This is a genomic window from Streptomyces coacervatus (assembly GCF_029223485.1).
GTDB classification, from domain to species: Bacteria; Actinomycetota; Actinomycetes; order Streptomycetales; family Streptomycetaceae; genus Streptomyces; species Streptomyces coacervatus.
Genome location: NZ_JARHTP010000015.1, coordinates 83,112 through 109,750, shown reverse-complemented (window position 1 = coordinate 109,750; position 26,639 = coordinate 83,112). Strand labels below are relative to the sequence as shown.

The following is a 26,639-nucleotide window of genomic DNA, read 5'->3' as shown; positions in this document are numbered from 1 at the left end:
GACGTCATGACAGAGGACCTCGTCCTCCCCGCCCCCCGGGACGCGGACGCCGGCCCGGCCGGGGAGACACTGCTGGAAGTCTCCGGCCTGACCAAGCACTTCCCGGTCAAGGGCGGCTTCCCGATCCGGCGCACGGTCGGTGCGGTGCAGGCGGTCGACGGCATCGACCTGACGGTGCATGTCGGCGAGAGCTTCGGCCTGGTGGGGGAGTCGGGCTGCGGCAAGTCGACCACGGGCCGCCTGATCACAAAGCTGCTGGAGCCGACGGCGGGCAGGATCTCGTACCGGGGCAAGGACATCACACACGCTTCACGCAAGCAGCTGGCGCCGATCCGCTCCGAGATCCAGATGATCTTCCAGGACCCGTACTCGTCGCTGAATCCGCGCCAGACGGTCGGCAAGATCATCTCGGGCCCGATGGAGATCAACGGGATCGAGCCGGAGGGGGGACGGGAGGGGCGCGTCCGTGAGCTGTTGGAGATCGTGGGCCTTAACCCTGAGCACTTCAACCGGTTCCCGCACGAGTTCTCGGGTGGTCAGCGTCAACGTATTGGCGTGGCACGGGCGTTGGCGCTGGAGCCGAAGCTGATCGTGGCGGACGAGCCGGTGTCGGCGTTGGATGTGTCGATTCAGGCGCAGGTCGTGAACCTCCTTCAGGAGGTGCAGAAGGAACTGGGCATCGCGTTCCTGTTCATCGCTCATGACCTGGCCGTCGTACGCCACTTTTCGCATCGTGTGGCGGTCATGTACCTCGGCAAGATCATCGAGGTCGGGGACCGGGCGTCGATCTATGCCCGTCCGCGGCATCCGTATACCCATGCGCTGTTGTCCGCTGTGCCTGAGGTGAGTCTCGACGAGGAGCAGGAGTCGGGTGGGCGCGAGCGTATTCGGCTGGCCGGGGATGTTCCGTCGCCCATTTCCCCGCCGTCCGGCTGCCGTTTTCGCACGCGGTGCTGGAAGGCGCAGGACAAGTGCGCGGCGGAGGAGCCGCCGTTGGTCCAGATCTCCGGCAACCATGAGGGCCACCTGACTGCCTGCCACTTCCCGGAGGAGCCGACGATCGGGGCTCGGGAGGAGGACATTGTGCTGGATCCGGCGTTGGTGGCGCTGGAGGAGGATGCGGCTGAGGGGTGAGTCAGGGGGTGGCTGTGGGGGGTGTGTGCTTCAGGGCTTCGATGAAGGGGGTGAAGGCTGCGGTGGGGAAGGCCAGGGTTGCTCCGGCCGGGGTCTTGGAGTCGCGTATTGCCACTCGGGTGCGGTTGTTTGCTATTTCAACGCAGGAGTTACCGTCACCCGGGCCCGAGTAGGACGACTTCCGCCAGTTGTCGGGGGTGCCCATGGGGTGCCTCACAGCTCTTTCGTCAGCCGGTGGATGAGGTCGCGCGACCGTTCGGGTTCGAGTGATACGTCCTCTACCTTACGGAAGAGCGTTCGAAAGGCATCCAGTTCGGCTTCAGAGTCGATGAAGGCGGTGCTGTGTGGCGCATCTTGTACGACGGTGTCCAGCTTGGGTACGGCGCCACCCGCGTACACCATGGCGCTCGCGGCACCGGCGAAGCCCTCCAGGGCGAAGGGGATGACCTGCAGGGTGATGTGATCCGCTTCGGAGAGTTCGATGAGGCGCGAGAGCTGGGCTCGTGAGGCGGCGCGGTCGGTGACGTTGATGCGCAGGGCCGCCTCGTGGATGACTGCTTCGTACGGGGTGGTTTCGAGGAAGACCTTGCGCTGCATCCGGTGGCGGACGCGCAACTCCAGTTCCTCCTGCGGGAGTTCGGGCACCCGGTAGGAGAAGACCGCGCAGGCGTACTCCTCCGTCTGGAGCGGGCCGGGGATGAACAGGAACTGCACCTCGCGTAGGAACGTGGCGTGGTGCTCCAGTTCGGCGAGGTCGAGGAAAGGCGTGGGTAGCAGACCTCGGTACTCCTCCCACCAGCCGCGCGTCCGGTCCGTGGCCATGGCGACCAGGGCGTCGATGAACTCCGTGTCCGCGCAGGCGTAGTGGGAAGCGAGTCGGCGAAGCCGCTTCTCGCTCACCCCCGCGAGTGCCGACTCGATATGTGTGATCTGGGCGGGACTCACTTCCAGCAGAGCTGCTGCCTGGCGGGCGTTCAGGCCCGCGGCCTCTCGCAGTCTGCGCAGCTCAACCGCCAGGCGCGTCTGACGTGCTGTTGGCTCGCGCCTCAGGGCCATGGCTACTCCTTGCTCCCAACGCGCCTGTGAGCGCGACTCGTTCGAGGGGCAGATTACGCGACCGGCTTGCAAGACATGTAGATATAGACCTACCGTCGGTGATGCGACGCTCACGCAGCGGAAGCGCACCGCTCCGTCCTGCCATGACGGCTGCGGCAATGCCACCGCAGGTGAAATCCCCTCCCTCTGAACGGAGTTGACGCATGCCCGAAACCTGGGACTACACCCTCTACATCCCGAACGACCTCAGAGCCGTCACCGTCTGCCGTCGCACCGTGCGTCTGATTCTGACCATGCACGGTCTGATCGCCTTCGCGGACACTGCGGAGCTGTTGGCGGCGGAGCTGGCCTCCAACGCCGTACGCCACACCAAGGGGTCCGCGGCCCTCCGGGTCCGCCGATTCCCGGAGGGTGCCGTGTGGATCGGGGCGTGGGACGGCGACCCCGAACCGCCGGACCCGCCACGGCGGTTGGAGGAGGTCGAGGACCTGGAGGAGGGGCGGGGGCTCGGGCTGGTCATGGCCTGCGCGGACAACTGGGGCTGGCAGCCGGCGACGCGGTTCGGCGACCGGGGCAAGTTCGTCTGGTGTGACCTGGCCGTCTCGTAGCTTGATCATGCCGGAAAGATCGGAAAGGAAGTAGAGCCGATGGTCAGCTCGCTGCACGAGGCGATGCACCGGATCTTCCAGAAGGACCCCGCGCTGCTGACGCGGGCCCTGCAGCAGGTGCTGGGCGTCGCCTTTCCCGAGCCGCGGGAATTCGCCGGGATGAACATCGACCTCACCGAGATCGAACCGGTCGAGCGGCGCGTGGACACGCTGTTACGCGCGGAGACCGACGAGGGCGACTACCTTCTGGCGCGCAGTTCGTCGACTCATGCCTGGCCGACCCTCAGGTGAAGCAGATGTGGAGGGACCTGATGACGGCGATGCAGTACTTCTGGCGGCATCCTCTGGCGGAGCAGGTGCGTGAGGAGGGGCGAGAGCAAGGTCAAGAGCAAGGCCGTATCCAGGGCCGCGTCGAGATGATTCTGCGCATCCTGGAATGGCGCAGCATCCCCGTACCCGACGCCGTCCGCGAGCGGGTGGAAGCCTGCACGGACCTGGACCAGCTGGAGGTCTGGGCGCAGCGGGCAGTGCACGCTACGGAGGCGGCTGAGCTGTTCGTCGGGGAGTGTGGAGGGACCTGATGGCCCCCATCCAGTACTTCTGGCGGCACCCGCTGGCCGAGCAGGTACGTGAAGAAGGCCGGGAACAGGGCCGCGTCCAGGCGGGTGCCGAGATGGTCGTGCGCATCCTGGAATGGCGAGGCATCCACCCGGTACCGGACTCCGTACTGGCCTGCACGGATCAGGACCAGCAAACGGCCTGGGCCAAACACGCAGTGCACGCCACGGACGCGGCTGAGCTGTTCGTGGAGGAGTGATCCAGGACCGCTCTCCGGATGTGAAGAAGGCCCGCGCCTCGGAAGGCGTGGGCCTTCATTAGGATCGGCGATCAAGTAGCCGGACGGAGGCGGGAGTTGCTGCACCACGTCGAGTTGTGGGTGCCCGATCTCGCCCGCGCGGCAGCGTCGTGGGGCTGGCTGTTGGAGCGCCTCGGGTACACGCCGTACCAGAGCTGGGCGGACGGACGCAGCTGGCGGCACGGGGCCACGTACATCGTCCTGGAGCAGTCCCCGGCGCTGCGGGGCGGTGAGCCGCACGATCGGATGCGGCCGGGCCTGAACCATCTGGCGTTCCATGTGCCGGGCGGGCGTGGCGAGTTGGACGCTTTCGTTGTCGCGGCCCCGGACCACGGGTGGAAGCTGCTGTTCCCGGACCGACACCCCTTCGCGGGTGGGCCGGAGCACTGTGCCGCGTATCTGGAGGATGCGGACGGGTTCGAGGTGGAGCTGGTGGTCGGGGCCGCCTGAGCAACCGGTGGGCCTTAGGGTGCCCGACCGTGACGATTTCTTCCCACGAGGACCAGGACGACGCGCCGCTGTGGCGCAACCGGCAGTTTGTGCTGCTCCTGAGCGCACGGGTCATTTCCGTACTGGGCAATGGTTTTGCGCGTGTGGCGCTGGCGTTCGCGGTGCTGGCTCTGCCGGGGGCGAGCGGGGGCCGGCTCTCGCTGGTGCTGGCCTGCCAGGCGTTGCCGCAGCTCGTGTTCATCCTGATCGGCGGTGTCATCGCGGACCGGATGTCACGGTCGACGCTGATGGCCCTGGCCGATGCGCTGGGAGCCGGGGCATACGGGGGTCTGGCCGCCATGGTGCTGACCGGTCACGCCCCCCTGCCGGCCATGTGTCTGCTGGCGGTGCTGGCCGGGACGGCGACAGCCCTGTTCGCTCCCGCGATGGAGGGCCTGATCCCCTCGATCGTGCCGGCGAAACGCCTGCAACGGGCCAACGGCCTGCTGCGGGTGGGCATCAACAGCTCTCTGCTCCTCGGCCTGGCTCTGTCCGGGGTGACCGTGGCCGCGGTCGGCGCCGGCTGGGCGCTCGCCCTCAACGCTGCGTCCTTCGTCGTCAGCGCGGCGCTGACGGCCCGGCTGCGCGTGCCGGCCCTGCCACGCCGGAAGTCGTCGGGGTGGGCCGATCTGCGGGAGGGCTGGCGGGAGTTCGCCTCCCGGCAGTGGCTGTGGGCTGTGGTCGCCCAGTACACGGTCGTCATCGCCGCGCTCAATGCCAACGTCGGCGTACTGGGCCCGCTGGCGGCCCAGGAGCACCTCGGTGGGCCGCGCGCATGGTCGGTCATCGTGGCCGCGCAGTCGCTGGGCACGGTCGCCGGCGCGGGGATCGCCGCCCGGGTGCGGGTGAACCGCCCCATTCTGGTGGCCGTGTTGTGCACGTTCCCGGCCGCCGTGCCGATCGCCCTGCTCAGCGCCCGGGCCCCGGTGTGGCTGATCGCCGCTGCCATGTTCGGCGCCGGCATCGCCAGCGACATCTTCGGTGTCCTGTGGGTCACCACCATCCAGCGCCAGATCCCCGAAGAGGCCCTGTCCCGCGTCAGTTCCTACGACTATTTCGGCTCCCTGGCCTTCGCCCCGCTCGGCCTGCTCATCGCCGGACCCGTCGCAGCGGCCGTCGGCACCGGTACCGCCCTGGCCGGCTGCGCGGCTCTGATCGTCGTAGCAACTGCGGCTGCCTTGTGCGTGCCGCAGGTGCGCTCCCTCGGCAGCGTCGAGGAGGCACCGTCCGGCGGGGTGCCGCCTGCGGCGAAGGCTTCGGTCCACCGGAAGTAGGGGCGCGGAGGTGTGGGAGCGGGGGTGAGGCGGACGTTGAGCCGTGCATGGGGCGGGGTACATGGAGTTGGATTGTTCCGGACGGGTTGTGGGAGATCGCGAAGCCGCTGATCCCGCCGTCAAAAGTGCGGCCGCAGGGCGGCGGAACGCAGGACACACCTGATGAGACGCTGTTCGCGGCCATCATTTACGTCCTGGTCAGCGGCTGCGCCTGGCGCCAACTGCCGCCCTGCTTCGGGATATCGAAGTCGACCGCCCACCGCCGGTTCCTAATCTGGTCGAGAGCCGGTGTCTGGGGTCGCCTGCATGAAGCAGTGCTGCACCGGCTCGACACCGCCGGCCTCATCGACAACATCCGCATCGTCCTCGACACCGCTCATGTCAGGGCTAAAAAAGGGGGCGAACACACAGGTCCGAGCCCCGTGGACCGGGGCAAGCCGGGTTCCAAGATGCACGTCCTGTCGGACGCGAACGGACTGCCCCTCCTCGTCGGCATCTCGGCCGGCAACACCCACGACAGCGAAGGGCTGACGCCCATGGTCGAGGGTCACCAAACGAGACACGACCCCTATCGGGGCCGGTACTTCAAGCCCCAGCGCCTTCACGCCGACAAGGCGTACGACCGGGTCGATCTGCGGAAATGGCTGCGCGGCAAGCGGATCGGAGTGCGCATCGCCCGCAAGGCAAACGAATCCAGCGCTTAGGGCGCCGAAGGTGGGTGATCGAGCGCACGATGTCATGGCTGTCTGGTTATCGCAGACTCAGCCCCAGCTATGAGCACCATGCCCGCAACTACCTGGCCTTTCTCGGACTCGCCGCCGCCCTGTGCTGCTACAAGCGACTCGTCCGCCTCACCACGTAGGACGCGGTCTTAGGCTCCTCCGCCCCTGTTATAGTGCTCGCGACCATCTGACTTACTGATCAGTAGCTAAGTTGCCTTTCCGGCACGGGGAATTAAAGCCGGTGCGCCGAACGATATTCGCGCGCGCCGGTCAAGGAATGCATGTACAACAATTTCAGATCAAAGATCGCGGCGTTCTTCGTCGCCCTGGCCGTCGTCTTCACGGGCTGCATGGGTTCCGCGGCCAGTGCCCAGGCCGCGGAGCAAGGGCGAGTGGAACGGCTCGCGGAGATCGTCCGCAAGGTGGCCCAGTACGCGAACTGCGACCATCTGCCGCTGCTTGAACGGCCAGCGTGTCTGAAGCAGTTCGCGGGCAAGGCCATCGCGCTGGGCGTCGGTGTCGGGGTGTTCCTCTACACCGCGCAGGACGCCATGAAGGACCATGGAGCGAGCTTCAAGGACCTCGACAAGAACATCAAGGGCATCGAGGCCCTCAAGCCGCTGGATCTCGTGGATCCCAGCAAGTCGCCGGACCCCGCGGAGCAGCTGAAGCTTCTGGAAAAGGCCGTCCAGACCTTCAAGAGCGCCCGGCCGCACCTGGACAAACTCGGGGAGAACCTGGCCAAGGCGGACTCCCTGCTCGGGGACCAGAACGACTCCCTGCTCGCCCTCACCTTCCTGACGGTCGCGCTGGGTGAGTACTTCCCCGAGCAGAAGAAATACCCGGAGGCGAAGCCGGTCTTCGACTTCGAGAAGGAGCTGAACGAGCTCAACGAGACGCTGGACCAGATCAACGCGGGTCTCGCCAAGATGAACCGCGGCCTGGACACGATGAACTCGGGCGTCCGCGATGTCAACAAGGGCCTGGCCGAGGCCAATAAGGGCATCGACAAGGCCAACAAGGGCATGAAGGAGCTCAACGAGGGAATCGGCCAGGCCAACAAGGGAGTCGACGAGGCGAACAAGCACGTACCCGGCATCAAGAAGGGCGCGGAGAAACTCCGCGACATGTCGGGGCTCGACTTCGACTTCTCCGGCCTCGGGGACACCTGGGCCTCCGGAAAGTCCCTCCTGGACGACGCCGAGCAGCAGCGAAGGATGTCACTGCTGCTGGACCTGCTGCCCGGGGTCGGCGACGGCAAGGGCGTCGTCGAGGCGCTCGTCGGCAAGGACCTGGCCACCGGCCAGAAGCTGACCACCGAAGAACGCTTGCTCGGCGGCGTGTCCGTGCTGAGGTGGCTGCGGACCGGCGACCGGCTGCTCACGGCGGACGAGATACGCAAGGCCCGCAAGGGTGAACAGGTCGTCACCTGCAACAGCTTCCCCGACGGCACCAGGGTGCTGATGGCGGACGGCTCCCAGGTGCCCATCGAACAGGTCCGGGAAGGGGATCGCGTCCTGGCCGCCGATCCCGACACCGGCCGCCGGCAGCCCGAGCCGGTCACGGATCTGATCACCGGTCAGGGCGAGAAGAACCTCGTCGACGTCACCGTGCAGACCGACCAAGGGCCCGCCACGGTCACGGCCACGGACGAGCACCCGTTCTGGGTGGACGACCTCGGAGCCTGGGCGACCGCGGACCAGCTGCGACCGGGAGCCTGGCTCCGGACCGGCGCGGGTACCCGGGTGCAGGTCGGCGCGGTGAGGGCCTGGACCGCTTCCGACCAGAAGGTCCGCAACCTCTCCGTTGATGATCTGCACACCTTCTACGTCATGGCCGGCAGCACACCGCTGCTGGTTCACAACACCAACGGCTGCGGCAAGTGGAAGGCGGAGTTCGACGCTCTCCCCAACGGCAAGCAGAGCCATGTGAAGGAGATCTCGACCGCCGCGGAGCTCCGCAAGACCTTCGAGCGGTGGACCAAGGACGCCAAGCGGCTGCCCGCCCGCGGACCGAAGATCCCGGATGTGTACCAGCTCCCCGACGGCACGATCATCCAGTGGCGTGCATCATCGGCCTCGGGTGGCGAGACCATCGATGTCTTCCCCGTCACAGGCAAGGGAAAGAAGGTGCACCTGCCGTCATGAGCATGGAGTTCATCATCGGCGAGCTGCTGGAGGAAGGGCTGGACGACTGGGTGCCCATCGACCGCCTGATCGGGCTCGCACAGGAGACGGCCGAACAGTCCGGCCGCGATTTCCGGGTCGTGGCCGTGGAAGTACTCACCGAGTTGCTGAGCGGTGGGCTGATGGCCGTGGGAGACCTAGGCCGCAGCGGTTTCGAGGCGTGGAGCGGGAGCCCCGAGGCTCTGGTGCGGCGGGTCGTCGCCATGCTCGACGGATTCGACTGGCGACCCCAGGGCGGTGCCTGCTGGCTCGCCGACACCAGACACGGCACCAGCGAGGAGCCCCGCCAGCGCGTGTCACCTTGACGGGCTGGTCAGTTGATCGCATGTGCCTGTCCGATCAGTGATCACTCACGCCATGCGGAGCAGGATCAAGCCGCTGATGCCGGCCGATCCGGTTCGCGTGCGCGTGCTCGTGAACCCGTGAGATCGCCGAGGGCTCGTGCCTGGGGGAGGCGCGGGCCCTCGTAGTGGAGTAGTCACCGGCGTTGCGGGTGGTGAGTGGTACGACCCGATGAGGCCGACGTCGAACACGGGCTCAGATGCATTCGGATTCTGCGTAACATCCCACCCGCCCCGAGCGTGTCCAAGACAGAAACACGCAGGCAGCACGGGGACGTGCTCGACAGACGGGGGACGGGGATGCCGGCGCAGCCGGAGGAATTCGATGCGTTCTACTCCGCCACCGCCAGACGCATGGTTGCCGTGGTCTATGCGATGACCGGTGACCTGGGGGAGGCGGAGGACGCGGTGCAGGAGGCATACGTACGCGCCTGGCAGCGCTGGGCGAAGCTCACGCGTGAGGGGGATCCGCTGCCGTGGGTGCGCACGGTGGCGATGCGGCTGGCGATCAGTACCTGGCGGCGGACCAAGGGGCGGCTGCGCGCGCACTTCCGGCACGGCCCGCAGACGCATGTGCCCGAACTCTCCGGCGACCGTGTGGCGTTGGTGGCCGCACTGCGCGAACTGACCCCCGAGCAGCGGCAGGCGGTCGTCCTGCACCATCTCCTGGACCTGCCGGTGGAGCAGGTCGCACGGGAGACCGGCGCCTCCAACGGTGCCGTACGCACCCGGCTCAGCCGGGCCCGCAAGATCCTCGGCGAGCGGCTCGCCGAGAGTGATTCCACTTTCGTCGCCGAGGGGGTGGCCAGTCATGGCTGAGGTCGAGGAACTGCTGGACGAGGTCACGGTGCACATGCCCTCCGCGGCTCAGCTGCGCGCTCGGGGCGACCGGCGGCTCGCCCGTCGGCGGTCCGGTGCGGTGGCCGCGGCCGTTGTCGCGGTGGCGGGGGCGGTGACCTTGGCCGTCCTGCCGGGAAACGGTACGCACGAGACCCGTCCGGCGAAGGGGCCGACCGCCTCGCAGTCGGCCCCCTCACAGTCGACCGCGGTGGGAAACACGCCGTACAAGAAGCACGGGGTAGTGGACCTGAAGGCACCCAACGCGCTGCCGTTGTACGGGCAGTGGAACTGGCGGGGCGGCGACAAGGAGATCGATGGCCTGACCCTCGGGTGGGTGGGAGGGTGCTCGGCGGTGGACCAAGTTCTGCTGCGGTCGAGCGGCCCATGGACCTACGACACGTTCTTTGAGGGAGACCGGGGGGCCAAGGCAAGTCACCGCTACACCGAATACGACGGCCAGAGTGACCTCACCACCGCCCTCTCCCAGCTGCGCGAGGCGCTCTCCGGCTGTGGCCTGACGTCGCAGGGTGCGGCCACGGGCTCTCAGGGCCGGACCGTCGAGACGTACACGGGGACCGTCGAGCACCGCGTGGCGCGGATCGTCGTCGAGTACGGCACCCGATGGCTCTCGGTGGTGCAGGAATCCGGCGGGACGCCGCGGAGCTGACCTGGCATGACTCGGCCCGGTTCGAGCCGTCAGCGAACGATCCGCCCCCGCAGCACGATCCGGCGCGGATGCCGCAGTACCCCGGGTTCGAGCCGTGGATCGGCGTCGTACACGGTGACGTCGGCGAGCCCGCCCTCCGTCAGGCCCGGCAGCCCCAGGAAGTCCCGTGCCGCCCAACTCGCCGCTCCCACCGCGACGTCGGCAGGCAGGCCGGCGGCGATCAGGTGCTCGACCTCGGTGGCGACGTTGCCGAAGGGGGCGGAGTCCGTGCCCGCCAGGACGGAGATTCCGGCGTCGTGGGCCTCGCGTACGCGCCGGATCATGATGCGGTGCCCTTCGTGCCACAGCCGCCCGCGCGGATTGTCCTTGATGTGGGGCGCGCTGCGGGCGAAGGCGGTCAGGGTGGGCACGTAGGCCGTCCCGTGCGCGGCCATGAGGTCCACGCACTGCTCCGGCATGCCCATGCCGTGCTCGATCGAGTCGACCCCGGCCCGGGCCGCGTTCAGCACCCCCTGCGCCGACTGGCAGTGCGCGGCGACCCGGCCGCCGGCCGCGTGCACGGCGTCGGTGACGGCGCGCAGGAGGTCGTACGGCACCGGCTCGGCCTCGAAGTCCCAGTCGCCCATGAGCTTGCACCAGCCGTCGTGGGCCTTCGCTTCGGCGACCGCCAGGGCCACGAGGTCGTCGGTGACGGTGTGGAAGGGGGCGCTCCGCGACAGTCCCGCCCAGGCCAGCCAGCGCCCGGCCGTGATCAAGCGGGGTGCGTCCGGAGCCTCGCGCAGTGCGGCGGGCACCTCACCTAGGAGCCCCGGGAAGCGCAGCGCCGTGATCCCCGCGTCCCGGTGGGCGGCGACCTGCTCGGCGAACGCCTCGGCGGAGAAGCTCGGTTCGTCCGGCGAAGGGGACCCCGGGTGCGTGTGCACGTCGACGAGCCCCGGGAGTAGGAAGCCGCCGTCGGCCACGGTGTCGGCGGGGCGGGAGGGGCGGTCGAAGGTGATCCGGTCGCCGAGGACCCACAGGTCGCGTACGGCCCTCTCGGGGAGGACGGTGCCGCGCAGGTGAAGAGCCATGGGGTGAGTCTTTCCGGCGGCTCCGGTCAACAACAAGGCCTCTGCTAATCGTTCGACGGCCGAGCGTCGCTGCGGCGTGATCGCCCGCGATGACGAGAACAGACACCCCTTCCGCGTGGGACGAGCGCACCCAGCTCGTCACCTTCCTCGACTACGCCCGCGACACCGCCCGCGCCAAGTGCGACGGCGTGTCCGAGGAGGGCGCCCGCACGGCACCGTTGCCCGGCTCGCCCTTGATGACGTTGTCCGGGCTGATCAACCACCTCCGGTGGGTCGAGTACTACTGGTTCCAGGTCGTGTTCCTCGGCGAGGAGGACGAGGGCCCGTGGACGGACGAGGACCCCGACCGGGAGATGCGCATCGCGGTCGACATCGCGCTCGCGGACCTGCTCTTGGAGTACGAGCAACAGAGCGCCCCTTACCGGGAGTTGGTCGCCGCCCACGACCTGGACGCGAGGGCGAAGCGCCCGGTCGGCGACCTCGACCACCGCGACCTGCGCTGGATCCTTCTCCATCTCATCGAGGAGACGGCCCGCCACAACGGGCATCTGGACATCCTGCGCGAACTGATCGACGGGACGACGGGCGTGTAGCCGTCGTGTAGCCGTTCGAAACGCTGCCCGGCAGACGCCCGGAAAGAAGAAGGCCCGCGCCTGGGTGGGCACGGGCCTTCGTCCCCTGGATCGGACGTTCATGGGCTCGGGTCAATGGGCCGGCGAAGGTCCGTCCTGAAAGGGGGCGGCTGACGAATTGGGGTGTGTCAGGCCGCCGCCTCGGGGTCCTTGGAGAGACGCGGAGCCGCAACCGTGTCCGCCGTCTCCGGGTAGTGGCAGGCCGTCAGGTGGCCGGGCTTGTTGCCCTCGACCTGGACCAGCGGCGGGGCCTCGCTCGCGCACTTGTCCGTCGCCTTCCAGCAGCGGGTGCGGAAGCGGCAGCCGGAGGGCGGGTTGATCGGGGACGGTACGTCGCCCTTGAGCCGGATGCGCTCGCGGGCCGGGGCGTCGTCGTCCACCGTCGCCTCGGGGACGGCGGACAGCAAGGCCCGCGTGTACGGGTGGCGCGGGTTGTCGTACAGATCGTCGCGGTCCGCGATCTCGACGATCTTGCCGAGGTACATGACGGCGACGCGGTGCGAGAAGTGGCGTACGACGGCCAGGTCGTGGGCGATGAAGAGGAAGGCGATGCCCAGCTCCTGCTGGACCTTCTGGAGCAGGTTCACCACCTGCGCCTGGATGGAGACGTCCAGGGCCGACACCGGCTCGTCGGCCACGATCAGCTTCGGTTCCAGGGCCAGGGCGCGGGCGACACCGATGCGCTGGCGCTGGCCGCCGGAGAACTCGTGCGGGAAGCGGTTGAAGTGCTCGGGGTTCAGGCCGACGATCTCCAGGAGCTCGCGGACACGCGCCTCGCGGCCGCCGGCCGGGTTGATGTCGTTGATCTCCATCGGGCCCGAGATGATCTTGCCGACCGTCTGGCGCGGGTTCAGCGACGCATACGGGTCCTGGAAGATCATCTGGATCTCGGAGCGGATCGGCGCCAGCTGCCTGCGGCCCGCGTGGGTGATGTCCTGGCCGCGGTAGGAGATCTTTCCGCCCGTCGGCTCCAGCAGGCGCGTGACCAGCCGGCCGGTCGTCGACTTGCCGCAGCCGGACTCGCCGACCAGGCCCAGGCTCTCGCCCTCGGCGACCTGGAAGTCCAGGCCGTCCACGGCCTGCACGGCGCCGATCGTGCGGCTGATCGGGAAACCGCCCCTGATCGGGAAGTGCTTGGTCAGCCCGGAGACGTCCAGGAGGGGGGTGGTGTTGCTCATGGTCGTGAAATCCCGTCTCTTGTCCGTCAGTTGTGCCGCGACACGGCGAGGTCGGCGAAGAACTCCTCGCGCTGCTCCATCGTCAGGTGGCAGGCCGAGCCCCGGCCGTCCACCACGTCGAGCACCGGCTGCTCGGTGGAGCACAGGCCGCCCGAGACCTTCTCGGCGAAGGTGCAGCGCGGGTGGAAGCGGCAGCCGGAGGGCGGGTTGAGCAGCGAGGGGGGCGAGCCCGGGATCGGGGACAGCGGCACGTCGACGGGCCCGTCCAGGCTTGGCATCGAGCTCAGCAGGCCCAGGGTGTACGGGTGCTGCGGCGTGCGCAGCACCTCCTGCTTGGTGCCGCGCTCCACGCACCGGCCGCCGTACATCACCAGCACGTCGTCGGCGATGTCGGCGATGACCCCGAGGTCGTGCGTGATGAAGATGATCGCGGTGCCGAACTCCTGCTGGAGGTCCTTGAGCAGGTCCATGATCTGGGCCTGGACCGTCACGTCGAGGGCCGTGGTCGGCTCGTCGGCGACGAGCAGCTCCGGGTCGCAGACCAGCGCCATGGCGATCATCGCGCGCTGCCGCATACCGCCGGAGAACTGGTGCGGGTAGTCGTCCACGCGGATGTCCGGCTGCGGAATCCCGACCCGCTTCAGCATCTCGATGGCACGCGCCCGCGCCTCCTTCTTGGAGGCGCCGGTGTGCTTGCGGTACGTCTCGCCGATCTGTGCGCCGATGGTGTGGTAAGGCGACAGGGAGGCCAGCGCGTCCTGGAAGATCATGGACATCTTGTTGCCGCGCAGCTGCTCGAGTTCCTTCTCCGAGGCCGTCAGCAGCTCCTTGCCGTCGAGCAGGATCTCGCCGTCGATCGCGGTGCGGGCGCGGTCGTGCAGGCCCAGGATCGTCAGGTTGGTGACGGACTTGCCGGAACCCGACTCGCCCACGATGCCGAGCGTCTTGCCCTTGGCCAGGTCGAAGGAGAGCCCGTCGACGGCCTTGACGATGCCGTCCTCGGTGGAGAAGTGGACCTTCAAGTCCTTGACGGAGAGGAAGGGCTGCTGATCGGTGCTCGTCACGGGGACGCTCCTGAGGGGGGTGATGCGGGGGTCGGGGTCAGGGGGCGGAGGTCAGGCGAGCCGGATCCGCGGGTCGATGAGGGCGTAGACGGCGTCGACGATGATGTTGAAGATCACGATCGCACCGGCCGACAGCACGGTGACCCCCAGCAGCATGGGCAGGTCGCTCTTGTTCACGGACTGCACCGCGAGCCGGCCGACGCCCTGGAGGCTGAAGACGGACTCGGTGATGATCGCGCCTCCGATGAGGGTGGCGAGGTCGATACCGAAGATGGTGACGATCGGGCCCATCGCCCCGCGCCAGGCGAACCGGAAGAAGACGTTGCGTCGGGACAGACCCTTGGCCCGGGCCGTGCGGACGTAGTCCTCGCTGAGCGTCTCGACCAGCTGGGAGCGCGTCATACGGGTGTAGTTGGCGGTCCAGATCAGGGACAGCACCAGCCACGGCAGCAGCAGACCGGAGGCCCAGGCGACCGGGTCGTCGGTGAGCGGCGTGTAGGACGGGTTGTCGAGGATGCCGAGCTTGGCGACGAGGAAGTACATCGCGACGTAGCCGACGAAGTAGATCTGCAGCGAAGAGGCGACCAGCGAGGCGGAACTGGCCACCTTGTCCTGCCACTTGCCCTGCTTGACCGCGGCCAGCATGCCCGCACCGATGCCGAAGGTGAGGAAGACGACGGACGAGCCGAAGGCGAGGGAGAGCGTCAGCGGCAGGCGGTCCAGGATCGTGCCGAGGACCGGCTCGCGGTTGGCGAAGGAGTAGCCGAGACACGGGGCGTTGCAGTGCCCGAAGCCGGAGTATTCGCGCCCGACGAAGAGGCCCTTGAGCCAGTCCCAGTACTGGACCGGGATCGGGTGGTCGATGCCCAGGTTGCGCCGGATCTGCGCGAGCATGTCGGGGGTGCAGTTCTTGCCGCAGGACATCGTGGCGGGGTCACGCGGAACGGCGTAGAAGAGCCAGAAGGTGACAGCGCTGATGATCAACAGGATGACCAGCGCGCCGAGGACTCGGCGGACAAGGAAGCGGAACATGAGGGCGTGACTTTCCGGACGGGGCGCCGTCGCCGGGGAGTTGAGAGGGGGGTGGGCCGCGGGAGGGGGGCGGCCGTCGAAACGGCCGCCCCCGACTCGCTTACTTCATCGCGTAGAGCTTGCAGAGCGCGACGCAGGTGTTGCCGGCGTCGTACACCACGTTGCCGACCTTGGATCCGTACATCCAGTTGCGGATGGAGTGGTAGTCCGGGACGACCGGAGCGAGCTCCATGATCTGCTTGTCGATGGCACCCCAGGCCTTGTTGGCCTTGGCGTTGTCCGCGATCGTGGAGGCCGTGTCGATCGCCTTGTTCACGCTCGGGTCGTTCAGCTGGGCGTAGTTGCTGCGGCCGTCGCCGATGTTCTTGCCGCTCCAGCAGGGGTAGAAGACCGAGTAGCCGTTCGGCCAGTCCGGGCTCCAGCCGGCCGCGAACAGGTCGTACTCGTTGTCGATCTTGCCGATCTGGGTGTAGAAGGTCGACTTGTCGACCTGCTTGTTGACGACCGTGAAGCCGGCGGCCTCCAGGGCGCTCTTGATCGCAACGGCCTGCTTCACCGCGTTGTCCGACTGCTGGTAGGCGATGACCAGCTTCTGGCCGACCTTGCCGGCCTCCTTCAGCAGCGCCTTGGCCTTGACCGGGTCGCCGCCGGGCTTCGTGCCCGTGCCGTAGAGGTCGAACTTCTCGTAGCCGGGGGTCACCGGGGAGAGGATCGTGGTGGCCAGCTCGCTGGTGGCCGCGCCGCCGCGGATGGTCTGCAGCTGCTGGTGCGGCCAGGCGTAGTTGATGGCCTGGCGGACCTTGAGGTCCTTGATCCGGGTCATGTTGATCGGCCAGTAGTACGTGACCGTGTCGACCTGGGTGAGGACGCGCTTCTTCAGCGTGGCGTTGGTGAGAACCTGGGCGACGCGCTCAGGGGCGACCTCGTTGAAGATCGACATCGTGTACTGGTCGTTGCCCTTGTCCGCGATGTAGCGGTCCGTGGAGGCGACCGGCTCGAAGCCGAACTGGAAGATGAACTTGTCCGGGTAGGCGTTGCGGATCGCGTCCGTCTTCGGGTCCCAGTGCTCGTTGCGCACGAGCGTCAGCGACTTGCCGACCTGGCGGCTGTCGATCTTGTACGGGCCGAGGGCGTACGGGCGCTTGTCGTACTGCTCCTTGGTGTCCTTCTTCTTCGACACCAGGCCGTATCCGGGCATGCCGAGCGTGTAGTTGAAGTCCGCGCGCGCCTCGGTGAGACGGAAGGTGATGGTCTTGCCCTCGATCTCGACGGAGGCGAGGCTCTTGCCGTCGTAGGGGCCCTTGTACTTGTCGCCGCCGACCAGCCACTGCTGGACGTAGCGCGGACCCTCGGTGACGAAGGTGGCGAAGAGGCGCTCGAAGGTGTGGCGGACGTCGTCCATGGAGAGGTCGGTGCCGTCCTCCCACTTGATGCCGTCCTTGATCGTGAACGACCAGGTCTTGCCGCCGTCCTTCATGGTGCCGGCGTCGGTGGCGACGTCGCCGACCAGCGTGCAGCCGCCCTTCTCGTCGATCTTGTAGCCGGTGAGGCCGCGGTGGATCGTCCGGGTCAGGGCGCCCTCGGTCGAGACGTAGATCTGGGCCGGGTCGAGGTGGTCCATGTCGAACTGGTCGAGCGAGTAGATCGTCCCGCCCTTGACCGCGCCCTTGACCTCCGGCGCCGGGCCGGTCGAGTCGGCCTTGGTGCCGACCGGGATGTTCATGGTCTTGGAGCCGGTGACCGAGGGCACCTTGTCGTTCGAGGAACTGCTGCTGCCGCTGCTGCAGGCGCTCAGCACGGTGGTGCCGGCCGCGGCCACACCGGTGGCGATCAGGAAGTTTCTACGAGAAAAGGACATGCTGAGCCTGCCTCATGGATTGAGTCGGAACGGACGGGACCAGCCGGACGTCGTCGAACCGGGCCGGGATGGGACTGGGGTTATCGCTTGGACTTCGGGTCGAGCGCGTCGCGCACCGAGTCGCCGAGCAGATTGAAGGCGAGGACGAAGATCACCATCGACAGGCCCGGGAAGAGCATGAAGGTGAAGTCCTCGGTGTAGAACTGGGCGCCTCGGCCGATCATGACGCCCCAGTCGGGGGTCGGGTCCGTGATGCCGACGCCGAGGAAGGCGAGGCCGGCCTCCGCGGTCACATAGGTCGGGAGCATCAGCGTGGACTGGATGATGATCGGGGTCCACAGGTTGGGCAGCAGCTCCTTGAACACGATGCGCATCGGGGAGGCGCCCGTGACCTTTGCGGCCTCGACGAACTCCCGCTCGCGCAGGCCGAGTACCTGGCCGCGCAGCAGTCGGGCGATGGATGCCCAGCCGAAGGCGGACAGCACGATGATCAAGGAGGCCGCGATCAGCCCGGTCGGGATGTTGTCGTCGGCGGCGATGAAGAGGCCGTAGACGACCGGCATGAACGCGATGAAGAACAGCGTCGAGGGGAACGACAGCACGATGTCGATGACCCGGCCGACGAAGTAGTCGGTCTTGCCGCCCAGATAGCCCGCCGTCACGCCGATGACGACGCCGAGGACCGTGGTGAGCAGGGTCGCGGCGGCAGCGATGCCCAGCGAGGTGCGGATGCCGTAGAGGAGGAACGTGAAGACGTCCCGGCCGAGTTGGGGCTCGATGCCGAACCAGTACTCCGAGCTCATACCGCCGTTGGGTCCCGCGGGGTACGAGAAGGCGTTGAGCAGCTCCGGGTGCTGGGTGGTGTAGCTGGTGTACGGGTTCTTCCCGTACAGCTTGGCTATCAGCGGCGCACCGATCGCGATCACGAAGAAGAAGATCACGATGTAGCCGGATATAACGCCCGTACGGTCACGCTTGAACCGAGTCCAGGCCAGACGCCCGGGGGAGCGGCTCTCGTTGCCCTTGGGGGTGGAGGGCGAAGGCGACTTTTCGACGCTCGCGTCGGTCACCTCAAGCGGGGCAGCCGCCGATGGAGTTGGGGGGGTCATGATGCTCCTGGCCCAGGGAGGGTCTGATGACTCCGCAGGGCACTCCCCTACGGGCTACGCCGGACTTTTTCAACGCAATTCATTCAAGGTCAATAAATTCTCGGCCTACTTGGGCTTCTATTTACTTTCTTTGCCTTCCCTTGACCGTGCTGTAGCTACGCGTGTAGCGGGTTGTAATCGATCCGTGTCCGAACTCGGACCAACTGCGCGAAACGGTCAATGAGTTCGATATGCGGACGGCCCAGTATCGAAATCCGTACATCTTGGCGTAACAATCCAACGGTTCGGCATCGGATGGTGAAGATCCATTGCGTTCCGGGTGGAAGGTCAATGGCCGAGAATGATCGTCCCGATGTTGTCGCGAGCTCGTCAAGAGGCTGCCGGGCGGCCATCCGGATGGTGTGCCCCATCGGGTATCCCCCAATGGGCTCGGCGCGCATGCGGCATGCGCCTTTTGCGCCGATATTGACCGGTAATGGAGCCGGTAACGGGCCGGCGGTCATGAGGAGGCACCCCATGCGCGGAGCCACGCACGCCAAATGGGCCGCATGCGCCGCGGCCGTCGCACTCGCCGCGACGGCCTGCGGGGGCGGCGGCAGCAGCAGCGGCGGCAGTGACAGCAGCGCGGTGCTCAGCTCCTCCTGGGGGGACCCGCAGAACCCGCTGGAGCCGGCAAACACCAATGAGGTGCAGGGCGGCAAGGTCCTCGACATGATCTTCCGGGGGCTGAAGAGGTACGACCCCAAGACGGGCGCGGCGACGGACATGCTCGCCGAGAAGATCGACACCACGGACTCGCAGAACTTCACGATCACCGTCAAGAGCGGCTGGAAGTTCAGCAACGGCGAGGCGGTCACCGCCAAGTCCTTCGTGGACGCCTGGAACTACGGGGCCTCCCTCAAGAACAACCAGAAGAACGCGTACTTCTTCGGGTACATCGAGGGCTACGACAAGGTCCACCCGGACACCGGCGCACAGACCGCCGACACGCTCTCCGGCCTCAAGGTCACCGGCAATCTGACCTTCACCGTCAAGCTCACCCAGAAGTTCTCGACCTTCCCGGACACCCTCGGCTACTCGGCCTACGACCCGCTGCCCTCGGCCTTCTTCTCCGACCACGCCGCGTGGATCAAGAAGCCGGTCGGCAACGGGCCGTACACGGTGGAGTCGTACACCAAGGGCTCGAAGATGTCCCTGCGGAAGTGGGACGCCTACCCCGGCTCGGACAAGGCGCAGAACGGCGGTGTCGACCTCAAGGTCTACACCGACAACAACACCGCCTACACCGACCTGATGGCCGGCAACCTCGACCTGGTCGACGACGTCCCGGCCGCCCAGCTCAAGAACGTCAAGAGCGACCTCGGCGGCCGGTATCTGAATACGCCCGCCGGCATCATCCAGACGATCGCCTTCCCCTACTACGACGCCGACTGGAACAAGAGCGGCTCGGAGAAGGTCCGCCAGGGCCTGTCCATGGCGATCAACCGCAAGCAGATCACCGACACGATCTTCCAGAAGACCCGCACCCCGGCCACCGACTGGACCTCCCCGGTCCTGGGCACGAAGGGCGGCTTCCAGGACGGGCTGTGCGGGAGCGGCTGCGACTACAACCCGACCGAGGCCAAGAAGCTGGTCCAGGAGGGCGGCGGGCTTCCCAACGGTCAGGTCAAGATCTCGTACAACGCGGACACGGGCTCGCACAAGGAGTGGGTCGACGCCGTCTGCAACTCCATCAACAACGCGCTCGGCAACGACAAGGCCTGCGTCGGCAACCCGGTCGGCACCTTCGCGGACTTCCGCAACCAGATCACGCAGAAGAAGATGTCGGGTCCGTTCCGGGCGGGCTGGCAGATGGACTACCCGCTGATCCAGAACTTCCTGCAGCCGCTCTACTACACCAACGCCTCCTCCAACGACGGTCACTGGTCCAACAAGGACTTCGACAATTTCGTCGACCAGGCCAACCAGGAGACCGACACCACCAAGGCGATCTCGCTCTTCCAGAGCGCCGAGAAGGTCGTCCGCGACAACATGGCGGCCATCCCGCTCTGGTACCAGAACGGCAGCGCCGGCTGGTCGGACCGGCTCTCGAACGTCGCGCTCAATCCGTTCAGCGTGCCCGTCTACAACGAGATCAAGGTCGGCTGAGCGCCCGTGGGACGGTATGTGGTCCGGCGTCTGCTCCAGATGATCCCGGTGTTCATCGGGGCCACGCTGCTGATCTTCCTGATGGTGAACGTGATGGGCGACCCCATCGCAGGCCTGTGCGGCGAGCGGCAGTGCGACCCGGCCACGGCCGCCCAGCTGAAGAAGGAGTTCGGGCTGGATAAGCCCGTATGGCAGCAGTACCTGATCTATATGGGGAACGTCTTCACCGGCGACTTCGGCACCGCCTTCAACGGCCAGAAGGTCACCGAGCTGATGTCGACGGCGTTCCCGGTCACCATCCGGCTCACCATCGTCGCGATCCTCTTCGAGATCGTCATCGGGATCACGCTGGGGGTCGTGACGGGGCTGCGGCGCGGACGGCCGGTCGACACGTCGGTGCTGCTCCTCACCCTTGTCGTCATCTCCGTCCCCGTCTTCGTGACCGGCCTGCTGCTCCAGCTGCTCCTCGGCGTCGAGTGGGGCTGGATCAAACCGTCGGTCTCCACCGAGGCCACCTTCGGCGAGCTCATCGTGCCGGGCCTGGTCCTCGCGTCCGTCTCCCTCGCCTACGTCACCCGGCTGACCCGCACCTCCATCGCGGAGAACCGCCGCTCCGACTACGTCCGCACGGCCATCGCCAAGGGGCTGCCGTGGCACCGGGTGGTCGTCCGGCACCTGCTGCGCAACTCACTGATCCCCGTGGTCACCTTCATCGGCACGGACATCGGCGCGCTGATGGGCGGCGCGATCGTCACCGAGCGGATCTTCAACATCCACGGCGTGGGCTTCCAGCTCTACCAGGGCATCCTGCGCCAGAACACCCAGACCGTCGTCGGCTTCGTGACCGTACTCGTCCTGGTCTTCCTGGTGGCCAATCTGCTCGTCGACCTCCTGTACGCCGTACTCGACCCGAGGATCCGCTATGCCTGAGCAGCACGAGTCCGAGGGCGTCGTCTCCTCCGCGGGCATGGGCGGCGCGATGGACCTGGCGGTGTCGGAGGCGGAGACCCTGGAGCGGACACCCGGGGGACCGGAAGGCACGGGTCCGGCCGGGAAGCCCAGAAGCCTCTGGTCCGACGCCTGGCGCGACCTGCGCCGCAACCCCGTCTTCATCATCTCGGGGCTGGTGATCCTCTTCCTGGTCGTCATCTCCCTCTGGCCGTCCCTGATCGCCTCGGGAAATCCGCTGAAGTGCGACCTCGCCAAGGCCCAGGAGGGCTCACAGCCCGGCCACCCCTTCGGCTACGACGGCCAGGGCTGCGACGTCTACACGCGCACCGTGTACGGGACCCGTATCTCCATCAGCGTCGGCGTGCTGGCCACGGCCGGCATCGCGCTCCTCGGCTCGGTCCTGGGCGGGCTCGCCGGGTACTTCAGCGGGGGCTACGACTCGCTGATGTCCCGGATCACCGACATCTTCTTCGCGATCCCGGTCGTGCTCGGCGGTCTCGTCCTGCTCTCCGTGGTGACCAGCAACACGATCTGGCCGGTCATCGGGTTCATGGTGCTGCTCGGCTGGACGCAGGTCTACCGCATCGCCCGCGGCGCGGTCATCATCGCCAAGCAGAACGACTACGTCCAGGCCGCCCGCGCCCTGGGTGCTTCCGACTCCCGCATCCTGCTGCGCCACATCGCCCCCAACGCGGTCGCACCGGTGATCGTCGTGGCGACCATCGCGCTCGGCACGTACATCGCGCTGGAGGCGACCCTGTCGTACCTCGGCGTGGGCCTGAAGCCGCCCACGGTCAGCTGGGGCATCGACATCTCGGCGGCTTCCCCCTACATCCGCAACGCCCCTCACATGCTGCTGTGGCCGGCCGGAGCGCTGGCGGTCACCGTGCTGGCCTTCATCATGCTCGGCGACGCGGTGCGCGACGCCCTCGATCCGAAGTTGAGGTGAGCCGCCGTCATGCTGCTCGAAGTGCGGGATCTGCAGGTGGAGTTCCGGACCCGGGACGGGGTCGCCAAGGCCGTCAACGGGGTCAGCTACGGCGTGGACGCGGGGGAGACCCTCGCCGTGCTCGGTGAGTCCGGGTCGGGGAAGTCCGTCACCGCGCAGGCGGTCATGGGCATCCTCGACATTCCGCCCGGGAGGATCACGGGCGGCGAGATCCTCTTCCAGGGGCGGGACCTGCTGAAGCTCAAGGAGGACGAGCGGCGCAAGGTCCGCGGCGCCGAGATGGCGATGATCTTCCAGGACGCGCTGTCCTCCCTCAACCCCGTGCTCTCCGTGGGCGACCAGCTCGGCGAGATGTTCGTCGTGCACCGGGGGATGTCGAAGAAGGACGCGCGCGCGAAGGCCGTCGATCTGATGGAGCGGGTACGGATCCCGGCCGCCAGGGAGCGGGTCAAGGACTACCCGCACCAGTTCTCCGGCGGTATGCGCCAGCGCATCATGATCGCGATGGCCCTGGCGCTGGAGCCGGCCCTGATCATCGCCGACGAACCGACGACGGCGTTGGACGTCACCGTCCAGGCCCAAGTGATGGACCTGCTCGCCGAGTTGCAGCGCGAGTACAACATGGGGCTCATCCTGATCACCCACGACCTGGGTGTGGTCGCCGACGTCGCCGACAAGATCGCCGTGATGTACGCGGGCCGGATCGTCGAGTCGGCCCCCGTGCACGACATCTACAAGGTGCCGGCGCACCCGTACACCAAGGGCCTGCTGGAGTCGATCCCGCGGCTCGACCAGAAGGGCCAGGAGCTCTACGCCATCAAGGGCCTGCCGCCCAACCTCATGAACATCCCGCCGGGCTGCGCCTTCAACCCCCGCTGCCCGCTCGCGCAGGACGTGTGCCGGACCGACGAGCCGCCCCTGCACGAGGTGGACGAGAACCGGCGCAGCGCCTGCCACTTCTGGAGGGAGTGCATGAATGGCTGAGGCGATTCTGCAGGTCAGCGGGCTCGTCAAGCACTACCCGCTGACCCAGGGCATTCTCTTCAAGAAGCAGGTCGGCGCGGTGAAGGCCGTCGACGGCGTGGACTTCGAACTCGCCCGCGGCGAAACCCTCGGCATCGTCGGCGAGTCCGGCTGCGGCAAGTCGACGGTCGCCAAGATGCTGGTCAACCTGGAGAAGCCGACGGCGGGGGAGATCCGCTACAAGGGCGACGACATCGGCAAGCTCTCGGGCAAGGCCCTGCGATCCGTACGGCGCAACATCCAGATGGTCTTCCAGGACCCGTACACCTCCCTCAACCCGCGGATGACCGTGGGTGACATCATCGGGGAGCCGTACGAGATCCACCCCGAGGTGGCCCCCAAGGGCGACCGGCGCCAGAAGGTCCAGGAGCTGCTGGACGTGGTCGGGCTCAACCCCGAGTACATCAACCGCTATCCGCACCAGTTCTCCGGCGGCCAGCGCCAACGCATCGGCATCGCACGGGGGTTGGCGCTGCGCCCCGAGATCATCGTCGCCGACGAGCCCGTCTCCGCGCTGGACGTGTCCGTCCAGGCCCAGGTCATCAACCTGATGGACCGGCTGCAGAGCGAGTTCGAGCTGTCGTACATCTTCATCGCGCACGACCTGTCGATCGTCCGGCACATCTCGGACCGGGTCGGGGTGATGTACCTCGGGCGGATCGTGGAGACCGGCAAGGACGCCGAGATCTACGACCATGCGACGCATCCCTACACACAGGCGCTGCTGTCCGCGGTGCCCGTGCCCGACCCGGAGGCGCGGGAGCGCCGGGAGCGGATCATCCTCGCGGGTGATGTGCCGTCACCGACGAACATTCCCTCGGGGTGCCGCTTCCGTACGCGGTGCTGGAAGGCGCAGGAGCGGTGCGCGCTGGAGGTGCCGTTGTTGGCGGTGCCGGCCGAGTTCCGGGACGTGAGCGGTCCGGCCGCCCATGACTCGGCCTGTCACTTCGCGGAAGAGACGGTCGTCGTGCCGGCGGAGGAGACGGACGCGGACGGGAACGGGAACGGCAACGGACCGGGGTGACATGGCGCACCCCGGTCCGTTTACGGCACCCGCACGGCCGTACGCTGTTCAGCCTCGCGCGTCCGTATATCGGTATGGCTTCCTCGAAGTTGCCTGCGTGTAAACGCGGTTCATGCGGGTTTGCGCGGTTATGAGAGCGAACGCTGGAGGAAGTCCAGCTGGAGCCGGAGCAGGTTCTCGGCGACCGACTCCTGCGGGGTCATGTGGGTGACGCCGGACAGCGGGAGCACCTCGTGCGGGCGGCCGGCGGCCAGCAGGGCCGAGGACAGCCGCAGGGAGTGGGCGACCACCACATTGTCGTCGGCGAAACCATGGATGATCATCATCGGGCGGTGCGGCTCGGCCGGGTCGACGAGGCCCGCGTCGTCGATGAGCGAGTTGCGGCGGTAGACCTCCGGCTGCTTGTCGGGGTGGCCGAGGTAGCGCTCCTGGTAGTGGGTGTCGTACAGGCGCAGATCGGTGACCGGGGCGCCCACCACGGCCGCGTGGAAGACGTCGGGGCGGCGCAGCACCGCCAGTGCCGCCAAGTAGCCGCCGAAGGACCAGCCGCGGATGCCGACCCGGGTCAGGTCCAGGGGGAAGCGGTCGGCGAGCGCCTGGAGCGCGTCCACCTGGTCCTCGACGGTGACCGCCGCGAGCTCGTCGCGGACCGCCTTCTCCCAGGCCGGGGAGCGGCCCGGGGTGCCGCGGCCGTCGGCCACCACGACCGCGAACCCCTGGTCGGCGAACCACTGCGAGGTCAGATGCGGATTGTGCGCGGCGACCACCCGCTGGCCGTGCGGACCGCCGTAGGGATCCATGAGGACGGGGAGCGGGGTCTCGCCGTCATGATCGCGGGGAAGCAGCACGGCGCACGGGATGCGCCGTGCGCCCCCCTCGGTGAGCGTTACCCGCGGGGTCATACCGGGATCTTCCGCATACGAGGCGATGGTCGCCGTCCTCCCCCAGCCTCCGGCCGGGGGGACCCCCATCTCCCTACGGTCGCCGTCGCGAAGTACCTGTACGCGGGCGCCCGGCCGGTCCAGCGCGGCGGACACCAGCACGGTCACGCCCCCGGCGCGCACCGCCGAGTGCACGCCGGGCTCCTGCGAGACACGCTCCAGGCCCAGCTCGTTGACACGGTAGACGTGCACCTCGCCGGTCTCGGGGGCCTCGGCCTCCTCGCCGGCCGACGCGGCGAGCAGGACGTCGTCGGCCGTGACGTCCAGCACCGCGCGGACGTGCAACTGCGGCCCCGTCAGCGGGCGTTCACCGACCGCGAGGACCCGCGCACCGCCCTCGTCGACGATGCGCACCAGCTGCCCGGAGGGGCTCCAGCAGGGCACTCCGGGAAAAAGATCAAGCCAAACTCGATCTTCGTCCGCGTGCACCAGGCGGGTCGCGCCCGTCTCCGGGGACACGGCCAGGAACAACTGACTGCGCTGGTCGCGCGCTTGTACGAGCAGTAGCGGTGCACCCGCCTCTGACCAGTGCACATGCGCCAGATATGGGTAGCGTGCCCGGTCCCAGGCAACCTCCGTGCGCACCCCGTCCAGACCGATCACGAACAGCCGTACATCCGCGTTGTCGGTGCCCGCCGCCGGGTAGGCGACGTGCTGTGGGTCACGTTGCGGCTGGGCCGGGTCGGAGATCCACCAGCGCCTTACCGGCGTGTCGTCCACGCGCGCGACCAGCAGCCGGTCCGAGTCCGGCGACCACCAGAAGCCGCGCGAGCGGCCCATCTCCTCGGCCGCGATGAACTCGGCCAGCCCATAGGTGACGTTCGCCGACTCCGGCTCCGCAAGGGCCCGTTCGTCCTTGCCCTCGGCGCCCACCACCCGCAGCGCACCCTGCGCGACGTATGCGACATGGCGGCCGTCGGGGGAGGGGCGCGGGTCGATCACCGGCCCGGGGACCGGGAGTTCACGTGCCGTACCGGCCCGCAGCTCGGCTGCGAAAAGCCGCCCTGACAAGGCGAAAGACGCCAACTCCACTGCTGCGTCGGTGGCGTAGCCGACGATGCCGGCGCCGCCCTCGCGGCTGCGTTCCCGGCGCGCCCGCTCCTCCGGCGGGAGCTCCTCCGAGGCGCCGCCGAGCAGGGCGCGCGGGTCGGCCGCCACGCGCTCCCCGCCGTCCCGTACATCGAGGACCCACAGGGAACTCGCCCTGTCCGTACCGGAGGTGGAGCGCAGGAACGCGACACGGGCACCGTCGGGCGCCACGGTGAAAGCGCGCGGCGCGCCCAGCGTGAACCGCTGGGTGCGGGCGTGCCTGCGGGGGAAGGAGTCGGACGTCGTCGTCATGCCCTGACCATATTGGCCATGCGCCCCCTTGTGCGGCCGTGCGCCGACCGATGCGCGCGGTCGGATAGTTATGATCACTAGCGCATAGTGGGTATGAACCTGCTGGTTGTTGTGTGGATTTGTCTGGCCCCTAAGTCCGACCCCCG

Annotated in this window: 24 protein-coding genes and 2 pseudogenes; 17 read left to right on the top strand and 9 right to left on the bottom strand. The window is 67.8% G+C overall.

The features are described from left to right. Window positions 1-6: 6 nt before the first annotated feature. A complete protein-coding gene (locus tag P2Q00_RS32510) occupies window positions 7-1,134 on the top strand; it encodes an ABC transporter ATP-binding protein (RefSeq protein ID WP_275777005.1) in 1,128 nt (375 codons plus the stop codon). A gap of 1 nt (window position 1,135) precedes the next feature. Here the strand turns inward: P2Q00_RS32510 and P2Q00_RS32505 are convergent, their stop codons facing one another. Both P2Q00_RS32505 and P2Q00_RS32500 read right to left on the bottom strand, forming a co-directional pair. Further along, window positions 1,136-1,339 (bottom strand): DUF397 domain-containing protein, encoded by a 204-nt coding sequence (locus P2Q00_RS32505; RefSeq protein ID WP_275777237.1) that lies wholly within the window; start codon window positions 1,337-1,339, stop codon window positions 1,136-1,138. Window positions 1,340-1,347: 8 nt separating this feature from the next. Next, window positions 1,348-2,190: a helix-turn-helix domain-containing protein gene (locus P2Q00_RS32500; RefSeq protein WP_275777004.1), complete on the bottom strand. Its 843-nt coding sequence runs from the start codon at window positions 2,188-2,190 to the stop codon at window positions 1,348-1,350. Window positions 2,191-2,393: 203 nt separating this feature from the next. On the opposite strand from P2Q00_RS32500, the gene P2Q00_RS32495 reads away from it, so the two are divergent. From P2Q00_RS32495 to P2Q00_RS32450, 10 genes and pseudogenes are all read left to right on the top strand, one after another. After that, on the top strand, window positions 2,394-2,798 hold the full coding sequence (locus tag P2Q00_RS32495) for an ATP-binding protein (RefSeq protein ID WP_275777003.1): 405 nt from the start codon (window positions 2,394-2,396) through the stop codon (window positions 2,796-2,798). Between the two features lie 39 nt (window positions 2,799-2,837). Next, window positions 2,838-3,379, top strand: a pseudogene (locus P2Q00_RS32490) (hypothetical protein). Beyond that, complete coding sequence (locus P2Q00_RS32485; RefSeq protein ID WP_275777002.1) at window positions 3,379-3,615, top strand: hypothetical protein; 237 nt, start codon at window positions 3,379-3,381, stop codon at window positions 3,613-3,615. The pseudogene P2Q00_RS32490 and the gene P2Q00_RS32485 overlap by 1 nt, the downstream one beginning before the upstream one ends. Window positions 3,616-3,711: 96 nt before the next feature. Further along, on the top strand, window positions 3,712-4,104 hold the full coding sequence (locus tag P2Q00_RS32480; RefSeq protein WP_275777001.1) for a VOC family protein: 393 nt from the start codon (window positions 3,712-3,714) through the stop codon (window positions 4,102-4,104). Between the two features lie 29 nt (window positions 4,105-4,133). After that, window positions 4,134-5,417, top strand: coding sequence for an MFS transporter (locus P2Q00_RS32475; RefSeq protein WP_275777000.1), 1,284 nt, complete (start codon window positions 4,134-4,136; stop codon window positions 5,415-5,417). Window positions 5,418-5,464: 47 nt separating this feature from the next. After that, window positions 5,465-6,279, top strand: a pseudogene (locus P2Q00_RS32470) (IS5 family transposase). Between the two features lie 141 nt (window positions 6,280-6,420). Beyond that, window positions 6,421-8,286, top strand: a complete 1,866-nt coding sequence (locus tag P2Q00_RS32465; protein WP_275776998.1) for a polymorphic toxin-type HINT domain-containing protein — start codon at window positions 6,421-6,423, stop codon at window positions 8,284-8,286. Beyond that, window positions 8,283-8,630 (top strand): hypothetical protein, encoded by a 348-nt coding sequence (locus tag P2Q00_RS32460; protein WP_275776996.1) that lies wholly within the window; start codon window positions 8,283-8,285, stop codon window positions 8,628-8,630. Before P2Q00_RS32465 ends, P2Q00_RS32460 begins: the two co-directional genes overlap by 4 nt. Window positions 8,631-8,966: 336 nt before the next feature. Further along, window positions 8,967-9,485, top strand: a complete 519-nt coding sequence (locus P2Q00_RS32455; RefSeq protein ID WP_275776993.1) for a SigE family RNA polymerase sigma factor — start codon at window positions 8,967-8,969, stop codon at window positions 9,483-9,485. Further along, a complete protein-coding gene (locus P2Q00_RS32450) occupies window positions 9,478-10,173 on the top strand; it encodes a hypothetical protein (protein ID WP_275776991.1) in 696 nt (231 codons plus the stop codon). Before P2Q00_RS32455 ends, P2Q00_RS32450 begins: the two co-directional genes overlap by 8 nt. Before the next feature lie 29 nt (window positions 10,174-10,202). Here P2Q00_RS32450 and P2Q00_RS32445 read toward each other — a convergent pair whose 3' ends face one another. Further along, window positions 10,203-11,243 (bottom strand): amidohydrolase family protein, encoded by a 1,041-nt coding sequence (locus tag P2Q00_RS32445; RefSeq protein ID WP_275776989.1) that lies wholly within the window; start codon window positions 11,241-11,243, stop codon window positions 10,203-10,205. Window positions 11,244-11,332: 89 nt separating this feature from the next. On the opposite strand from P2Q00_RS32445, the gene P2Q00_RS32440 reads away from it, so the two are divergent. Further along, window positions 11,333-11,836 (top strand): DinB family protein, encoded by a 504-nt coding sequence (locus P2Q00_RS32440; protein WP_275776987.1) that lies wholly within the window; start codon window positions 11,333-11,335, stop codon window positions 11,834-11,836. A gap of 167 nt (window positions 11,837-12,003) precedes the next feature. Here the strand turns inward: P2Q00_RS32440 and P2Q00_RS32435 are convergent, their stop codons facing one another. The 5 genes from P2Q00_RS32435 to P2Q00_RS32415 form a co-directional block, all read right to left on the bottom strand. After that, the gene (locus tag P2Q00_RS32435; RefSeq protein WP_275776985.1) at window positions 12,004-13,053 is read right to left on the bottom strand and encodes an ABC transporter ATP-binding protein; all 1,050 of its coding nucleotides are present in this window, start codon (window positions 13,051-13,053) and stop codon (window positions 12,004-12,006) included. Between the two features lie 26 nt (window positions 13,054-13,079). Then, a complete protein-coding gene (locus tag P2Q00_RS32430) occupies window positions 13,080-14,117 on the bottom strand; it encodes an ABC transporter ATP-binding protein (RefSeq protein ID WP_275776983.1) in 1,038 nt (345 codons plus the stop codon). A gap of 51 nt (window positions 14,118-14,168) precedes the next feature. Then, window positions 14,169-15,149, bottom strand: coding sequence for an ABC transporter permease (locus P2Q00_RS32425; protein ID WP_275776981.1), 981 nt, complete (start codon window positions 15,147-15,149; stop codon window positions 14,169-14,171). 100 nt (window positions 15,150-15,249) lie between these two features. Beyond that, window positions 15,250-17,007, bottom strand: coding sequence for an ABC transporter substrate-binding protein (locus P2Q00_RS32420; RefSeq protein WP_275776979.1), 1,758 nt, complete (start codon window positions 17,005-17,007; stop codon window positions 15,250-15,252). Between the two features lie 80 nt (window positions 17,008-17,087). Further along, window positions 17,088-18,116 carry an ABC transporter permease gene (locus tag P2Q00_RS32415; RefSeq protein WP_275776978.1) on the bottom strand — a complete coding sequence of 343 codons (1,029 nt, stop codon included), beginning with the start codon at window positions 18,114-18,116 and terminating at the stop codon, window positions 17,088-17,090. Between the two features lie 516 nt (window positions 18,117-18,632). Between P2Q00_RS32415 and P2Q00_RS32410 the strand changes: the two genes are divergently transcribed. The 5 genes from P2Q00_RS32410 to P2Q00_RS32390 are packed head-to-tail and all read left to right on the top strand — an operon-like array spanning window position 18,633 to window position 24,211. After that, complete coding sequence (locus P2Q00_RS32410) at window positions 18,633-20,264, top strand: peptide ABC transporter substrate-binding protein (RefSeq protein ID WP_275776977.1); 1,632 nt, start codon at window positions 18,633-18,635, stop codon at window positions 20,262-20,264. 6 nt (window positions 20,265-20,270) lie between these two features. Beyond that, on the top strand, window positions 20,271-21,194 hold the full coding sequence (locus P2Q00_RS32405) for an ABC transporter permease (RefSeq protein WP_275776975.1): 924 nt from the start codon (window positions 20,271-20,273) through the stop codon (window positions 21,192-21,194). Next, entirely contained in the window at window positions 21,187-22,164 is a 978-nt protein-coding gene (locus P2Q00_RS32400) for an ABC transporter permease (protein WP_275776973.1), read from the top strand. The genes P2Q00_RS32405 and P2Q00_RS32400 overlap by 8 nt, the downstream gene beginning before the upstream one ends. A gap of 9 nt (window positions 22,165-22,173) precedes the next feature. Then, complete coding sequence (locus P2Q00_RS32395) at window positions 22,174-23,148, top strand: ABC transporter ATP-binding protein (RefSeq protein ID WP_275776971.1); 975 nt, start codon at window positions 22,174-22,176, stop codon at window positions 23,146-23,148. Beyond that, on the top strand, window positions 23,141-24,211 hold the full coding sequence (locus P2Q00_RS32390; protein WP_275776969.1) for an ABC transporter ATP-binding protein: 1,071 nt from the start codon (window positions 23,141-23,143) through the stop codon (window positions 24,209-24,211). The genes P2Q00_RS32395 and P2Q00_RS32390 overlap by 8 nt, the downstream gene beginning before the upstream one ends. Window positions 24,212-24,339: 128 nt before the next feature. Here the strand turns inward: P2Q00_RS32390 and P2Q00_RS32385 are convergent, their stop codons facing one another. Beyond that, window positions 24,340-26,493: a S9 family peptidase gene (locus P2Q00_RS32385; RefSeq protein WP_275776968.1), complete on the bottom strand. Its 2,154-nt coding sequence runs from the start codon at window positions 26,491-26,493 to the stop codon at window positions 24,340-24,342. Between the last annotated feature and the right edge of the window lie 146 nt (window positions 26,494-26,639).

What these genes read in the sequence shown, in the direction of transcription:
- P2Q00_RS32510 (WP_275777005.1), top strand. Translation starts at nt 7, where the DNA reads ATGACAGAGGACCTCGTCCTCCCCGCCCCCCGGGACGCGGACGCCGGC.
- P2Q00_RS32505 (WP_275777237.1), bottom strand. Translation starts at nt 1,339, where the DNA reads ATGGGCACCCCCGACAACTGGCGGAAGTCGTCCTACTCGGGCCCGGGT.
- P2Q00_RS32500 (WP_275777004.1), bottom strand. Translation starts at nt 2,190, where the DNA reads ATGGCCCTGAGGCGCGAGCCAACAGCACGTCAGACGCGCCTGGCGGTT.
- P2Q00_RS32495 (WP_275777003.1), top strand. Translation starts at nt 2,394, where the DNA reads ATGCCCGAAACCTGGGACTACACCCTCTACATCCCGAACGACCTCAGA.
- P2Q00_RS32485 (WP_275777002.1), top strand. Translation starts at nt 3,379, where the DNA reads ATGGCCCCCATCCAGTACTTCTGGCGGCACCCGCTGGCCGAGCAGGTA.
- P2Q00_RS32465 (WP_275776998.1), top strand. Translation starts at nt 6,421, where the DNA reads ATGTACAACAATTTCAGATCAAAGATCGCGGCGTTCTTCGTCGCCCTG.
- P2Q00_RS32460 (WP_275776996.1), top strand. Translation starts at nt 8,283, where the DNA reads ATGAGCATGGAGTTCATCATCGGCGAGCTGCTGGAGGAAGGGCTGGAC.
- P2Q00_RS32455 (WP_275776993.1), top strand. Translation starts at nt 8,967, where the DNA reads ATGCCGGCGCAGCCGGAGGAATTCGATGCGTTCTACTCCGCCACCGCC.
- P2Q00_RS32450 (WP_275776991.1), top strand. Translation starts at nt 9,478, where the DNA reads ATGGCTGAGGTCGAGGAACTGCTGGACGAGGTCACGGTGCACATGCCC.
- P2Q00_RS32445 (WP_275776989.1), bottom strand. Translation starts at nt 11,243, where the DNA reads ATGGCTCTTCACCTGCGCGGCACCGTCCTCCCCGAGAGGGCCGTACGC.
- P2Q00_RS32440 (WP_275776987.1), top strand. Translation starts at nt 11,333, where the DNA reads ATGACGAGAACAGACACCCCTTCCGCGTGGGACGAGCGCACCCAGCTC.
- P2Q00_RS32435 (WP_275776985.1), bottom strand. Translation starts at nt 13,053, where the DNA reads ATGAGCAACACCACCCCCCTCCTGGACGTCTCCGGGCTGACCAAGCAC.
- P2Q00_RS32425 (WP_275776981.1), bottom strand. Translation starts at nt 15,149, where the DNA reads ATGTTCCGCTTCCTTGTCCGCCGAGTCCTCGGCGCGCTGGTCATCCTG.
- P2Q00_RS32420 (WP_275776979.1), bottom strand. Translation starts at nt 17,007, where the DNA reads ATGTCCTTTTCTCGTAGAAACTTCCTGATCGCCACCGGTGTGGCCGCG.
- P2Q00_RS32415 (WP_275776978.1), bottom strand. Translation starts at nt 18,116, where the DNA reads ATGACCCCCCCAACTCCATCGGCGGCTGCCCCGCTTGAGGTGACCGAC.
- P2Q00_RS32410 (WP_275776977.1), top strand. Translation starts at nt 18,633, where the DNA reads ATGCGCGGAGCCACGCACGCCAAATGGGCCGCATGCGCCGCGGCCGTC.
- P2Q00_RS32400 (WP_275776973.1), top strand. Translation starts at nt 21,187, where the DNA reads ATGCCTGAGCAGCACGAGTCCGAGGGCGTCGTCTCCTCCGCGGGCATG.
- P2Q00_RS32395 (WP_275776971.1), top strand. Translation starts at nt 22,174, where the DNA reads ATGCTGCTCGAAGTGCGGGATCTGCAGGTGGAGTTCCGGACCCGGGAC.
- P2Q00_RS32390 (WP_275776969.1), top strand. Translation starts at nt 23,141, where the DNA reads ATGGCTGAGGCGATTCTGCAGGTCAGCGGGCTCGTCAAGCACTACCCG.
- P2Q00_RS32385 (WP_275776968.1), bottom strand. Translation starts at nt 26,493, where the DNA reads ATGACGACGACGTCCGACTCCTTCCCCCGCAGGCACGCCCGCACCCAG.